The organism is Pseudomonas sp. BW7P1 (genome assembly GCF_024981055.1).
GTDB lineage: Bacteria > Pseudomonadota > Gammaproteobacteria > Pseudomonadales > Pseudomonadaceae > Aquipseudomonas > Aquipseudomonas bananamidigenes.
Genome location: NZ_CP103374.1, coordinates 2,184,679 through 2,198,106, shown reverse-complemented (window position 1 = coordinate 2,198,106; position 13,428 = coordinate 2,184,679). Strand labels below are relative to the sequence as shown.

Annotated in this window: 15 protein-coding genes; 11 read left to right on the top strand and 4 right to left on the bottom strand. The window is 59.6% G+C overall.

Annotation, left to right across the window (positions count from 1 at the left end):
• The first annotated feature begins 46 nt into the window (after positions 1–46).
• Both NWV16_RS10010 and NWV16_RS10005 read left to right on the top strand, forming a co-directional pair.
• Positions 47–436 (top strand): hypothetical protein, encoded by a 390-nt coding sequence (locus NWV16_RS10010; protein ID WP_260522883.1) that lies wholly within the window; start codon positions 47–49, stop codon positions 434–436.
• 11 nt (positions 437–447) lie between these two features.
• Positions 448–1,350 carry an alpha/beta fold hydrolase gene (locus tag NWV16_RS10005; protein WP_260522882.1) on the top strand — a complete coding sequence of 301 codons (903 nt, stop codon included), beginning with the start codon at positions 448–450 and terminating at the stop codon, positions 1,348–1,350.
• Between the two features lie 2 nt (positions 1,351–1,352).
• Here the strand turns inward: NWV16_RS10005 and NWV16_RS10000 are convergent, their stop codons facing one another.
• Both NWV16_RS10000 and NWV16_RS09995 read right to left on the bottom strand, forming a co-directional pair.
• Positions 1,353–2,453, bottom strand: coding sequence for a hypothetical protein (locus tag NWV16_RS10000; protein WP_260522881.1), 1,101 nt, complete (start codon positions 2,451–2,453; stop codon positions 1,353–1,355).
• A 53-nt stretch (positions 2,454–2,506) separates the two neighbouring features.
• Entirely contained in the window at positions 2,507–3,478 is a 972-nt protein-coding gene (locus NWV16_RS09995) for a GlxA family transcriptional regulator (protein ID WP_260522880.1), read from the bottom strand.
• 89 nt (positions 3,479–3,567) lie between these two features.
• On the opposite strand from NWV16_RS09995, the gene inhA reads away from it, so the two are divergent.
• The 5 genes from inhA to NWV16_RS09970 all read left to right on the top strand — a co-directional run bounded on the left by inhA (position 3,568) and on the right by NWV16_RS09970 (position 7,739).
• Positions 3,568–4,254 (top strand): isonitrile hydratase, encoded by a 687-nt coding sequence (gene inhA / locus NWV16_RS09990; protein ID WP_260522879.1) that lies wholly within the window; start codon positions 3,568–3,570, stop codon positions 4,252–4,254.
• Positions 4,255–4,498: 244 nt separating this feature from the next.
• On the top strand, positions 4,499–5,290 hold the full coding sequence (locus NWV16_RS09985) for a CPBP family intramembrane glutamic endopeptidase (protein ID WP_260522878.1): 792 nt from the start codon (positions 4,499–4,501) through the stop codon (positions 5,288–5,290).
• A 102-nt stretch (positions 5,291–5,392) separates the two neighbouring features.
• Entirely contained in the window at positions 5,393–6,958 is a 1,566-nt protein-coding gene (locus NWV16_RS09980; RefSeq protein ID WP_065257440.1) for a methyl-accepting chemotaxis protein, read from the top strand.
• Between the two features lie 208 nt (positions 6,959–7,166).
• On the top strand, positions 7,167–7,313 hold the full coding sequence (locus NWV16_RS09975; RefSeq protein ID WP_260522877.1) for a hypothetical protein: 147 nt from the start codon (positions 7,167–7,169) through the stop codon (positions 7,311–7,313).
• A 6-nt stretch (positions 7,314–7,319) separates the two neighbouring features.
• On the top strand, positions 7,320–7,739 hold the full coding sequence (locus NWV16_RS09970; RefSeq protein WP_260522876.1) for a type II toxin-antitoxin system YafO family toxin: 420 nt from the start codon (positions 7,320–7,322) through the stop codon (positions 7,737–7,739).
• Positions 7,740–7,856: 117 nt separating this feature from the next.
• On the opposite strand, the gene NWV16_RS09965 is transcribed toward NWV16_RS09970, so the two are convergent.
• Both NWV16_RS09965 and NWV16_RS09960 read right to left on the bottom strand, forming a co-directional pair.
• Complete coding sequence (locus NWV16_RS09965; RefSeq protein WP_260522875.1) at positions 7,857–8,216, bottom strand: DUF6124 family protein; 360 nt, start codon at positions 8,214–8,216, stop codon at positions 7,857–7,859.
• A gap of 1,177 nt (positions 8,217–9,393) precedes the next feature.
• Positions 9,394–10,071, bottom strand: coding sequence for an alpha/beta family hydrolase (locus NWV16_RS09960; RefSeq protein ID WP_260522874.1), 678 nt, complete (start codon positions 10,069–10,071; stop codon positions 9,394–9,396).
• A gap of 95 nt (positions 10,072–10,166) precedes the next feature.
• Here NWV16_RS09960 and ccoN point away from each other — a divergent pair, with 95 nt between their 5' ends.
• The 4 genes from ccoN to ccoP are packed head-to-tail and all read left to right on the top strand — an operon-like array spanning position 10,167 to position 13,361.
• Entirely contained in the window at positions 10,167–11,591 is a 1,425-nt protein-coding gene (gene ccoN / locus NWV16_RS09955; RefSeq protein ID WP_065259700.1) for a cytochrome-c oxidase, cbb3-type subunit I, read from the top strand.
• A gap of 10 nt (positions 11,592–11,601) precedes the next feature.
• Positions 11,602–12,210, top strand: coding sequence for a cytochrome-c oxidase, cbb3-type subunit II (gene ccoO / locus NWV16_RS09950; RefSeq protein ID WP_065259701.1), 609 nt, complete (start codon positions 11,602–11,604; stop codon positions 12,208–12,210).
• Between the two features lie 3 nt (positions 12,211–12,213).
• Positions 12,214–12,411: a cbb3-type cytochrome c oxidase subunit 3 gene (locus NWV16_RS09945; RefSeq protein ID WP_260522873.1), complete on the top strand. Its 198-nt coding sequence runs from the start codon at positions 12,214–12,216 to the stop codon at positions 12,409–12,411.
• On the top strand, positions 12,408–13,361 hold the full coding sequence (gene ccoP, locus NWV16_RS09940) for a cytochrome-c oxidase, cbb3-type subunit III (protein WP_260522872.1): 954 nt from the start codon (positions 12,408–12,410) through the stop codon (positions 13,359–13,361). Before NWV16_RS09945 ends, ccoP begins: the two co-directional genes overlap by 4 nt.
• The last annotated feature ends 67 nt before the right edge of the window (positions 13,362–13,428 follow it).

The following is a 13,428-nucleotide window of genomic DNA, read 5'->3' as shown; positions in this document are numbered from 1 at the left end:
GGGCACAGCGGAGCTGTCCAATAAAAACCCGATTCAAGGAACCAGAATGAGCCAACGCATCCACCGCCCCATCGATTCCCCATTGAGGTCTGGCCTGACCCGCGACGAACTGTGGGAAGCCGCCGACAAGGGCCTGATCAAATGCTGGGAAATCGGCCGCCAGCGCGCCGACCGCTTCCCCGACCTCGCCCAACGCTGCCGCGCCGACGAGTTGCCGGTGCTCGGCTGGAAAGGTGGCGTGAGTCGCAGCCTGAAAAAAAACGAAAAATATGGCTCGCTGAAATACCTGGCTCAGTGGCAGGGGTTGCGTGGTGAAGATCTGGATATCGATCTGGGTGCAGAACGGGTCATGACCTGCTCGCGGACGAAAATGGTGGTGACGTTTACGCCGGATCGCAGCAAGTATTTCAATCAGGTGGCGGAAGCCGAGGCTTAAGGAGACTTTCCATGACCCGTGCCGACATCCGATTCAGCCAGACCGCCAGTCTGACCATCGCCTATGAGCATCACGGCCCTGAAGACGGCACGCCGGTCATCCTGCTCCACGGCTTCCCCTACTCCCCCCGCGCCTACGACGAAATCGCCCCGCCCCTCGCCGCCAAAGGCTATCGGGTGATCGTGCCGTACTTGCGCGGTTACGGCCCGACCCGTTTCAACAGCCCGGACACGTTGCGCTCCGGCCAGCAAGCGGCGCTGGCTCAGGATCTGCTGGATCTGATGGATGCGCTGGGTATCGAGCAAGCGACGTTATGCGGTTACGACTGGGGCGGTCGGGCGGCGTGCATTGTGGCGGCGCTGTTTCCCGAACGTGTGCGCGGGTTGGTGACGGGCGACGGCTACAACCTGCAGGACATTCCGAATTCGATCCAGCCGCTGGATCCCGAGACCGAGCATCGCTTCTGGTATCAGTACTACTTCCACACGCCCCGTGGTGTTGCAGGGCTGACGCAGAACCGGCGGGCGCTGTGCGAGTTGCTCTGGCAGTTGTGGTCACCGACCTGGACGCGGAACGCCGAGCGTTATCCGCTGAGCGCACCGGCGTTCGACAATCCGGATTTCGTCGAGATGGTGATTCACTCCTATCGCCATCGTTTCATGTATGCGCCGGGCGATCCGGCGCTGGAGTGGATGGAGCAGGCGCTGGAAAAACAGCCGGCGATCAGTGTGCCGACGATTTCCCTGTGCGGTGCCGATGACGGCGTTGGCCCGGCGCCGGCAGACGATGAAGATGCGCAGCACTTCACCGGGCCTTACGAGAGGCGGGTGTTGGCGGGTGTCGGGCATGACATTCCCGAGGAGGCGCCGGGCGAAACGCTCAAGGCATTACTGGGTCTGCTACAGGCAAGCTGAGTTCACTCAGGCGAACGCCATCGCGGATCGTTCCAGACTGTCGTGGTAATAGCTTCGAGAAACGACTTGCGGATCTTCAATTGTTTCCCTGTGTCGGACTCGACAATTGTCAGGTCGTTTTCCTTCGGATCCTCACGGTATTGAAAACGGGTGAACACCCGGGCCGTTTCACCCTCGATGAAATAGTGACAAGTATTGCAAGAGTTAAAGGACGGTAAGTCGTCGGGGTGGAGATCCAGATTGCGTTGGTTGCTGCCTGGTTCCCGAACCACGTAGACCTCATCGTCCACGATCCCGCTTCGTGCGGCATCTCCCAAAGAAATGCGTATCGGCATGATCACCAGATCATTACCCCGGTAAAACTGCTTCTGTATGTAAAACGGCTTGGTAATTCCCACCCCATCCTCAGTCACTTGCATTTTCCAATACACGTGAGTGACATCGTCCAGCTTTCGGAAGGCTCCCGCCTCGCCAAAGACCACTTCATACCCGCCACCGAAATAGCGGAGCAACGAAATTGGCTGATTCTTCAGCTCCAGTTCCAATAGCATGCCAGCCAGCGCCATGGTGAGACTCAAGTACTCGCCACGATCAGCCTCCACACCTCGGCTGGTACCCGAAACCCACCGGTATTTGCCGAACATTTCCTCGAAAACATCAGCCCCGTTGCCGATCAAACGCAAGTCAGTAAAGTTTGTTGATTCGACCGCGTGCTCTTTGTAATCGACCAAATAGCCTTGATTTTCGTACACGAAAAAACCAGTCAGTTGCAGATCGAGCTTTCCGAGGTTCTGCGGAAGCTGCTTCAGGAAAATGGCAATTTTTTCCGGAGTCAAACCAGTTCCCGCAAGCTCACGAAGCCAGCGGATAGCCATGGTTGCCGCCACTTCATGACCCGCCCAGGTAATGACCATGTCCTCGCAAATCACGATGACCTTTTGAGTCAGACCGGTGATGGAGAAACCCGATCCCTTGGGAAAGACTTCCGTTACGCTTCCCACCGTTGGAATCGAAACGTCGTGCTCACGCTCATCCCCGGAAATCAGCAAATCGCCCATGACCACCAGGCGATGATTAAGGGCATACGAAATACCTAATGTCATGAAAGCCCCTGCTGAAAAAGAATGACGCAGTGTGGGCGCGAGACACAGGGTCTTCAAGTCTCGCCAGCACTGACCGAAAACCGCTCCCGATACGCCTGCGGCGTCACGCCCATGGCCCGCAGGAAGCTGCGTCTTAACGTCTCTTCACTGCCAAATCCACAATTGGCCGCGACCCGTTTGATCGGCAACCCGGTATCACTCAACAACCGACGCGCCGTTTCGACGCGGATCAGTTCGATGGCCCGGGCCGGGGTCTGGCCGGTGTCGGCGCGGTAGTGGCGCACGAAACTGCGCTCGCTCATGCCGGCCTGTTCGGCAAGGGTCGGGATACCCAGATCGCAAGTCAGGTGTTCGGCGATCCACGCGTGCAACTCATCGAAGCGATTGCCCTGTTTTTGCAGCGACAGCGTCACGCTGAATTGCGACTGCCCGCCCGGGCGCTTGAGGAACACCACCAGTTGCCGGGCGACGTCCAGCGCCATGTCGCGGCCGAGATCGTCTTCGACCATCGCCAACGCCAGATCGATGCCGGCGGTGACGCCCGCCGAGGTCCAGACCGGACCGTCGTTGATGAAAATTGGATTGGGCTCGACCTGCAAGCGCGGGTGTTTCTGTGCCAGTTGCTCGCAACGGGTCCAGTGGGTGACGACCCGGCGACCGTCGAGCCAGCCACTGGCGGCCAGCAGAAAGGCGCCGGTACAGACCGACGCCACGCGCCGGCAGCCGCTGGCGTGTTCGCGCACCCAACTCACCAATTCGGCGTCTTCGGCAGCGGCGTAAACGCCCCAGCCACCGGCGATGATCAGGGTATCGCTGGCCTGCTCCGGCAACGGTTCGGCGAGCAGCGCCAAACCGGCGGACGAGTTCACCGCTCCGCCACCACTGGCGATGACCGTTGGCGTATACGGCGCAGGCAAACCCTGCTGGCGGGCAATGTCGTTGGCCGAAGCAAAAACCTGCAACGGCCCGGTGACATCAAGCAACTGCACATTGGCGAACGCGAGGACGTGGATGGCTTTCGGCATTTGGCGTAATTCGAGGGTTTATTGGCGTATGCGCCAAAACCTACCCGCCTACAGTGAAGCCGTCCACCCATTTTTCACGGAGAAAAACCATGGCGTTGCAGATCGGTTTTCTGTTGTTTCCCCAGGTGCAGCAACTCGACCTGACCGGCCCGTACGATGTACTGGCCTCGTTGCCGGACGTGCAAGTGCACCTGATCTGGAAGGATCTGGTGCCGGTGACCTCCAGCACCGGGCTGCTGCTGAAACCGACCATCACCTTTGATGATTGCCCGAATCTGGACGTGATCTGCGTTCCCGGCGGTGCCGGGGTCGGGCCACTGATGGAAGATGAACAGACCCTGGCCTTCATCAAGGCGCAAGCGGCGCAGGCGCGGTACGTGACGTCGGTGTGCACCGGTTCGCTGGTACTTGGCGCGGCGGGTCTGTTGCAGGGCAAACGGGCGACCACGCATTGGGCCTATCACGAACTGCTGCCAACCTTGGGCGCCATTGCAGTGAAGGATCGAGTGGTGCGCGACGGCAATCTGTTTACCGGGGGCGGCATCACGGCCGGGATCGATTTTGCCCTGACGCTGGCGGAGGAACTGGTGGGTGCCGACAAGGCACAGCTGATCCAGCTGCAGCTTGAATATGCACCGGCGCCGCCGTTTGATGCGGGCAGCCCCGAGACTGCGCCGAGCGGAATTGTCGAAGAGGCGCGCAAACGTGCGGCACCTTCGCTGAAGCTGCGCACTGAAATCACCGGGCGCGCTGCGGCAAGACTCAATCTGCGCTGATCCTTCTGCCGAATACAAAACCCTGTGGGAGCGAGCCTGCTCGCGAAGAGGACGTGTCAGTCGACTGTTGTGTCACAGATCGACCGCCATCGCGAGCAGGCTCGCTCCCACCGGGAAGGACTGGCCTTCCCTCACTTTTCATTCAGGGTTTTGTACTGTCCCGGTTTTTCCGTACACCTTCACTTGTCCCCTCGCCCCCACCCGTGTAGAAAGCCTGTCCACCCATCGTGCACAAGGACTTTCCATGACCGCTCTGCCATGGCTCTATCTCGGGCTTCTCAGCCTGGGTTACGGATTGGCGCTGAGCTTCGGCCAGCTCGGCTGGCTGGCGCTGATCTCCATCGCCCTGCTGCTGTTCGCCGGCTACGCCGTGCGCCAGCAAACGGTGCCGGTCGGGCGTTTTCTCGGCCATGGCCTGTTTATCGTGCTGGCTCTGGCACTGGCCATGCACTGGCTGCCGGGCTTCTACAACGGTCGGGCCATCCCGGCGCAGCACTTCACCGACGACGCCGTGCCGTTCTCGATGTTCGTAAACCTCGACAAACCGCTGATCGGCTTCTGGCTGTTGCTGGTCTGCCCGTGGATCGTCGCGCGGCGCTCGTTGCGTCTGACGGTGTACGCCACCGCGCTGGCTTTGACGTTGAGCGTGATTGTGGCCCTCGGCGGCGCAATGTTGCTGGGCATGATCACCTGGGCGCCAAAATGGCCGGATCAGGCGTGGCTGTGGGTGCTGAACAATCTGCTGCTGGTGACGCTGGTCGAAGAAGCGCTGTTTCGCGGCTATATACAGGGCGGCCTCGGCCGGCGTTTCAAACACCTGCCCTACGGTGACAATCTTGCGCTGCTGCTGGCGTCCCTGCTGTTCGGCCTGGTGCATGTGGGTGCCGGCTGGCAATGGGTGTTGCTGGCGGGCCTGGCGGGTGTCGGCTATGGTCTGGCCTATCGATTTGGCGGGCTTGGTGCTGCGATCGCCACGCATTTTGGTCTGAACCTGCTGCATTTCAGCCTGTTCACCTATCCGATGCTCGCCGGTTGAAGCAAGAGCCGTTTTGCGACGCCGTACTTATAAATGAAAAAAAACTTCAATAAATCGCCGACCCCGCCGACAACCTTTCAAAGCCTTGCGGATTGAAAAACCATGCGTAATAACCAGCCCATTACACAACGCGAACGGACTTTCCCGGCTCAGCAACGGTTGATCTCCACAACCGACGCCAAGGGCGTGATCACCTACTGCAACGACGCCTTCGTCGAAATCAGCGGGTTTTCGCGTGAGGAGCTGATCCGTGCGCCGCACAACCTGGTTCGTCACCCTGACGTCCCGGCAGCGGTGTTTTCGCACATGTGGGGCACACTGAAACAAGGCTTGCCATGGATGGGCATTGTCAAGAATCGCTGCAAGACCGGTGACCATTACTGGGTCAACGCCTACGTGACGCCGGTGTTCGAAGGCAATCAGGTGGTCGGTTACGAGTCGGTGCGGGTCAAACCCACCGCCGAACAGATCCGCCGCGCCGAAGCGCTCTACCAACGCATCAACCAGGGCAAGTCGGCGATCCCCCAAACGGACAAATGGCTGCCAGTGCTGCAGGACTGGGTGCCGTTCATTCTGGTCAGCCAGTTGAGCTTCATGATCGGCGCCACCCTGAACTCGCAGTGGGGCTTCGCCCTCGCCGCCGGTCTGTCGGTACCGTTGGGCCTGTTGGGCCTGCAATGGCAACAACGCGGGCTCAAGCGCTTGCTGCGCCTGGCCGAGCAGACCACTTCCGACCCGTTGATCGCACAGATGTACACCGACAGCCGTGGCCCTCAGGCGCGTCTGGAGATGTCGATCCTCAGTCAGGAAGCCCGCCTGAAAACCTGCCTGACTCGTCTGCAGGACACCGCCGAGCACCTGACCGATCAGGCCAAACAGTCCGACGCCCTGGCGCACAACAGCTCCAGCGGTCTGGAACGCCAGCGCGTGGAAACCGAACAGGTCGCCACCGCCGTCAACCAGATGGCCGCCACCACCCAGGAAGTGGCGAGCCATGTACAACGCACTGCTGATGCGACCCAGGAAGCCAATCGCCTGACCGGCCGCGGCCGCGACATCACCGGAGAAACCCGCGAAGCCATCCAGCGCCTGTCGGCGGCGGTCGGCGAAACCGGTCTGACCGTTTCGCAACTGGCCAAGGACAGCGACGAAATCGGCGGCGTGGTCGACGTGATCAAAGGCATCGCCGACCAGACCAACCTGCTGGCGCTCAACGCCGCCATCGAAGCAGCACGTGCCGGCGAAATGGGCCGTGGTTTTGCCGTGGTGGCCGACGAAGTCCGTCAACTGGCGCAACGCACCAGCGAATCCACCGGCCAGATCCACGCCTTGATCGCCAAGCTGCAGCAGACCGCTTCGAATGCCGTGCAAACCATGGAAACCGGCCACCGCCAGGCGGAAGAAGGCGTGGCGCGGGTCCTGGAAGCGGACGAAGCGCTGGTCGGCATCAGCGAAGCGGTGGCCAACATCACCGACATGACCACCCAGATCGCCGCCGCGACCGAAGAGCAAAGTGCCGTGGCTGAAGAAATCAGCCGCAACATCAGCAACATCTCGGAACTGGCGGACCAGACCTCGGAACAGGCGCATAACTCGGCGTTGCTGAGTGAAGAGCTGACCAAGACGGCCAACACGCAGTATTCGTTGGTAGAGCGGTTTAACCGCTGATTGTTCTGCAATAGAAAAAACCCGGATAGCGAGAGCTTCCGGGTTTTTTATTTTGGCTTACGGCGTGACTACACATAGGGGCGCCATACCCTACAAGCACGCCAGAATCCGCTGACTGGCGCACGGTTGGGTCCGGTTCTATCGTTTGCCGGTAGAAATCCAATCCCTTAAGCTGGTCAGTATGAATACATCTCCTTTGGAGGCTCCGATGGCCACCACCAGAAAGATCGACAAGCCGGTTAAAAAAGTCATTCGCGATGAACTGACTTTTCTTGATGTCCGGCAAGCCGCGCGTGATGGGCAGAAAGCGTTCGATAAATATGTGATCACTGGCAAGCTACCCACAACAAAGTAGCCATAGATGCCAGCAGTCAAAATCTCTGCGCTTTTCGAACAAATCAACAACTGGAAAAACTTCGCCGCTCATTTTTATAACTACAAAGTGTGCGGTGAACTGCCCGCTATTTTTGGGCGAGACGAACGACTCGATCTCAGCGATATGCATCATATCCACCTGGCCAGCACTCAAGCGACCCAGACGCGGTGGGCAAAAATAGACCGCCAGTATTATCGAACTGCCCTGGTTGACGATCCTGACAACGACTTCTGGCTTATCTACTCCTACGATGCTTTCCGAGATGAATACCTTTTGCTGACAATCACAGGCCCGGATGCCCATAACCGGAGTGAGTGGGGTTCATTTCTGCGAACGGTGCATTGCGAGATTGTTGAGCCATGGGTCGTGGGAAAAGTCATCTATCCCGACCTTGAGGACTTTTGATTAGCTGGCTGGCCAGTTCTCGGAAAATGTATTAAGTGGGTGATAACAAAAAACCGGATAGTGAGAGCTATCCGGTTTTTTTGTTTTTGATTTGGCGTTACACGCGGTTACCGGCGGTTACTGCGGCAAACGAAGCCTGTCCAGCAGCCGATTTACCAGCAGCTCGTTCAACATGATCAGCTGTTGCAACGCCAGCAGCGGTTTGCGTTCCGGGCCTTTTACCGAGTTGGCGATATTGCCGGCCATGGCGTTGGCTGACGACAGCGATTCACTGGCTTCGACAAGCAGTGTTTCGTCATCGAGCGTGGGATCGACCATGTAGATGGGGCGGGCCTTGGGCGGGAAATACTTCGGGATTTCGGGGCCGAGGTAAAAGTCGAGTGCGCGGTCGGCGGCTTCTTTTGACTTTTGGGATTCGAGCGCGGGGTCGTTGGTGGTTGGATCGGTTGCTGGTGGGTTGGGTGTGGCTTTGAACATGGATGTAACTCCTATTGCAGACTTCAAGGAGCCGTCACCCACGCTACCAAACGATGGGTGGCGGCCATGCACGGGTTGGTAGACCGGCTGCAATAGGAACCCGGCGCTCACGAATGAGCCCCACGCATGACCACCATAGAACCGAGCCCCAAGAAAAGGGACCTCATACGGTGTTGCCATACAGCTATTACAGACGGGCTACCAAACCCGATCACTGTTTTTCAGTGACAGGGAAACGATATAGCCCTCTCCTAGCTGCGTAAGCCGGCGGATTCTGGCGTAGGCGTAGGTAACCACGCAAGGCGTTGTAGCCCTTATGGCGTAACGGTTCGTGTACTTTAAACGCGCTTGCAGAATTACGTTTATGAGCCCTGAAGCCGGATGTTTGACTGTTCCTTTGCTGCGCTGTGGCAGACCGCTTTCGTCGGATCGCCGCCCGGATCAAGCTCGCTCCCACAGGGATTACATGCAGTCTGCAAGAAACCGGTCGGCTGTCAGGCCGCCATCGCTGGCAAGCCAGCTCCCACAGGGATTACATGCAGTCTGCAAGAAACCGGTCGGCTGTCAGGCCGCCATCGCTGGCAGGCCAGCTCCCACAGGGATTGCATGCGGTCTGCAAGAAACCGGTCGGCTGTCAGGCCGCCATCGCTGGCAGGCCAGCTCCCACAGGGATTACATGCAGTCTGCAAGAAACCGGTCGGCTGTCAGGCCGCCATCGCTGGCAGGCCAGCTCCCACAGGTATTACATGCAGTCTGCAAGAGATTGGTCGGCTCGTAGGCCGCCATCGCCAGCAGGCTGGCTCCCACAGAAAACGAAAGCAGCTCACCTCCGCTTCTAACCACTCAAAACGATGAGCGTTAGCTCGAGTACCGCTTTTGATCTTGATCCACGGGCGACACCGGAAGGCTGAGTGGAGGGATTTATCCGGGGGTGGGAGCGCAGCGACCGTTTGGCGCAGCCAAACACATCGAGAGGAGGTGCAGCGAAGCAAACCGTAGGCGATGTTCCCCGGATGAATCCCGGAGCGAAGGAACCCCGAGCCTCAGCGAGCGGGCCGAACGTAGGAGCAAGCGTTTTTGGTTACTTTTTAGGCGTTTGTAAAAAGTGACCCGCCGTAAGGGCGGAACCTTAAGCAGCCATAACCGCAGCAACGGATATACACCCCAAAACCAAACCTCAACGAAGAAACCCGGCAACCCTCTCCGCCGCCGAAGCCAAATGCTGCTCATGCGTAAACCCGGAAACCTTGAGCGGCTTCAAATCATGATCCCCAGAAGCCAACCAGAACACCTCAATACTCGGCGATAGATCGTAAGCCTCGACAGCGTCCCGATTGCCAAGCGCATCCCGCTCCCCCTGCACGATCAACGTCCGAGTCCGCAACGAAGCCAGATGTTCGACCCGTGGTTTCTCCGGTTTCCCCACCGCATAAAACGGATAACCCAGACACACCAGGGCATCAGCGCCAAGCTCATCAGCCAGGAGACTGGCCATCCGCCCCCCCATCGACTTGCCGCCAACCGCCAAAACCCCAGCGACATGAAGTCGCACCAGGCCATACACCTCACGCCAACATTCGAGCAACTTCGGCGCCGGATTCGGCGGGCGTTTGCTGCCATCAACCCGCCGCTGCGCCATGTAAGGAAACTCAAACCGCAACACGTTGACACCCAGCCCGGCAAGGCGCCCAGCTATATCCGTCATCCACTCACTGTCCATCGGCGCCCCGGCACCATGGGCGAGGATGAGGGTCGCCGAAGCCTCGCCAACAGCGGCATTCCAAAGCCACCCGTGATCCCGCACGCACTGCGCCCATTGATCCCCGTCAATACTGGCCTTGTGCTGTTTGTCCATGCTTGCCTCGCTTTTAGTCTGCCTATAACTCCAGGCGAAGGGTTCGCGGCGTTTTCTGCGCGCACTCACTTCGGCTGAACCGTGGATGGGGAACCATGAACACTTCTATCAGTACCGCCTACAACTACAAGGTGGTCCGCCAATTCGCCATTATGACGGTGGTGTGGGGCATCGTCGGCATGGGGCTCGGGGTTTTTCTCGCGGCTCAATTGGTCTGGCCCGAACTCAACTTCAACCTGCCGTGGACCAGCTTCGGACGCCTGCGCCCGCTGCACACCAACGCGGTGATCTTCGCGTTCGGTGGCTGTGCCTTGTTCGCCAGTTCGTTCTACTCGGTGCAGCGCACCTGCCAGACGCAACTGTTCGCGCCGCAAATCGCCGCCTTCTGCTTCTGGGGCTGGCAACTGGTGATCCTGCTGGCGGCCATCAGCCTGCCGCTGGGTTACACCAGTTCCAAGGAATACGCCGAGCTGGAATGGCCGATCGACATTCTGATCACCATTGTCTGGGTCGCCTACGCCATCGTGTTCTTCGGCACGATCATGCAACGCAAGACCAAACACATTTATGTGGGCAACTGGTTCTTCGGCGCGTTCATCATCACCGTGGCGATCCTGCACATCGTCAACAACCTTGAGCTGCCGGTGAGCTTCACCAAGTCCTACTCGGTATACGCCGGTGCAACCGACGCGATGGTGCAATGGTGGTACGGCCACAACGCCGTAGGCTTTTTCCTCACCGCCGGTTTCCTCGGGATGATGTATTACTTCGTACCGAAGCAGGCCGAACGTCCGGTGTATTCGTATCGCCTGTCGATCGTGCACTTCTGGGCGCTGATCACCCTGTACATCTGGGCCGGCCCGCACCACTTGCACTACACCGCGCTGCCGGACTGGGCGCAGTCGCTGGGCATGGTGATGTCGCTGATCCTGCTGGCACCGAGCTGGGGCGGCATGATCAACGGCATGATGACCCTTTCGGGCGCCTGGCATAAGTTGCGCAGTGACCCGATCCTGCGTTTCCTTGTGGTTTCGCTGGCGTTCTACGGCATGTCGACTTTCGAAGGTCCGATGATGGCGATCAAGACCGTCAACGCCCTCTCCCACTACACCGACTGGACCATCGGCCACGTACACGCCGGCGCGCTTGGCTGGGTGGCGATGATTTCCATCGGCGCGCTGTACCACATGATCCCGAAAGTCTTCGGCAAAGAGCAGATGCACAGCATCGGCCTGATCAATGCGCACTTCTGGCTCGCGACCATCGGCACCGTGTTGTACATCGCGTCGATGTGGGTCAACGGCATCGCCCAGGGCCTGATGTGGCGTGCGGTGAACGAAGACGGCACGCTGACCTACTCCTTCGTCGAAACCCTGGTGGCCAGCCACCCTGGCTTCGTCGTGCGGTTGATCGGCGGGGCGATCTTCCTCAGCGGCATGTTGCTGATGGCTTACAACACCTGGCGCACCGTGCGGGCCTCGCAGCCTGCTGACGTCGTTGCCGCCGCGCAGATGGCCTGAGGAGTCCGCCATGAAACACGAAACGATTGAAAAGAACGTCGGCCTGCTGATGCTGCTGATGGTGTTCGCCGTGAGCATCGGCGGCCTGACCCAGATCGTCCCGCTGTTCTTTCAGGACGTGACCAACAAACCGGTGGAAGGCATGAAGCCCTACACCGCGCTGCAACTGGAAGGCCGCGACATCTACATCCGCGAAGGCTGCGTCGGCTGCCATTCGCAGATGATCCGTCCGTTCCGCGCCGAAACCGAACGCTACGGCCACTACTCGGTCGCCGGTGAAAGCGTGTGGGATCACCCGTTCCTGTGGGGTTCCAAGCGTACCGGCCCGGACCTAGCCCGTGTGGGTGGTCGTTACTCGGATGACTGGCACCGTGCGCACTTGTACAACCCGCGCAACGTCGTGCCGGAATCGAAGATGCCGGCCTACCCGTGGCTGGTCACCCAACCGCTCGACAGCAGCCACACCGAAACCAAGCTCAAGGTCATGCGCACCCTCGGCGTGCCTTACACCGACGACGACATCAGCGGCGCGGTGGCCAGCCTCAAGGGCAAGAGCGAAATGGACGCCCTCGTCTCCTACCTGCAAGTGCTCGGCACTGCAATCAAGAGCAAGAGGTGAGACATGGCCATTGAAATGAGCGCGGGGCTGATTCGCGGCCTCGGCACGGTCGTGGTGTTCGTGGCCTTCGTCGGCCTCACCCTGTGGGTGTTCAACCGCAAGCGCACACCGGAGTTCGCCGAAGCGCGCCTGCTGCCGTTCGCCGACGAGCCGCAATCCGACCCAACCCCTGCAACTGAAACAAGGAGTACCCGGTCATGACCACCTTCTGGAGTACGTGGATCTGCGTACTGACCATCGGCAGCCTGATCGGCCTGACCTGGCTGCTGGTCGGCACCCGTCGGGGCGAAACCAAGGGCAGCGTCGACCAGACCATGGGCCACAGCTTCGACGGCATCGAAGAGTACGACAACCCGCTGCCGCAGTGGTGGTTCATGCTGTTCGCCGGCACGCTGGTGTTTTCCGTGGGTTATCTGATCCTCTATCCGGGGCTCGGCAACTGGAAAGGCATCCTGCCCGGCTACGAGGACGGCTGGACCGGTGTCCACGAGTGGGAAAAGGAAATGAGCAAGGCCGACGCCAAGTTCGGGCCGATCTTCGCCAAGTTCGCCGCCATGCCGGTGGAAGAAGTGGCGAAGGATCCGCAGGCGCTGAAAATGGGTGGCCGTCTGTTCGCCTCCAACTGCTCGGTGTGTCACGGCTCGGACGCCAAGGGCGCCTTCGGCTTCCCTAACCTCGCCGACCAGGACTGGCGCTGGGGCGGCAGCGCCGAGACGATCAAGACCACCATCATGGGTGGCCGGATCGCGGCGATGCCGGCCTGGGGCGAGTCACTCGGTGAGGCGGGCGTGAAAAACGTCGCCGCCTATGTGCGTCACGAACTGGCCGGGCTGCCACTGCCGGCGGACAACAAGGCCGACCTGCAAGCCGGACAGCAAACATTCAGCACCAGGTGCGTAGCCTGTCATGGGGCAACCGGCCAGGGCACTGAAGCCATGGGTGCGCCGAATCTGACGCACCCGGCCGGATTTATCTATGGCACCAGCCTGACTCAACTCGAACAGACCATCCGCCATGGTCGTCAGGGCCACATGCCGGCTCAGAGCGAGCTGCTGGGCAACGATAAAGTGCAATTGCTGGCCGCTTATGTGTACAGCCTAAGCCATGGATTGAATACAGAAAAACTGATTACCGAAGACAACAAACAGTAATCATTGAGCACAACACTGCCGCACGTTTCCAGTGCGGCAGTTTCCAGCCTCTTTGCGACGCATTGTC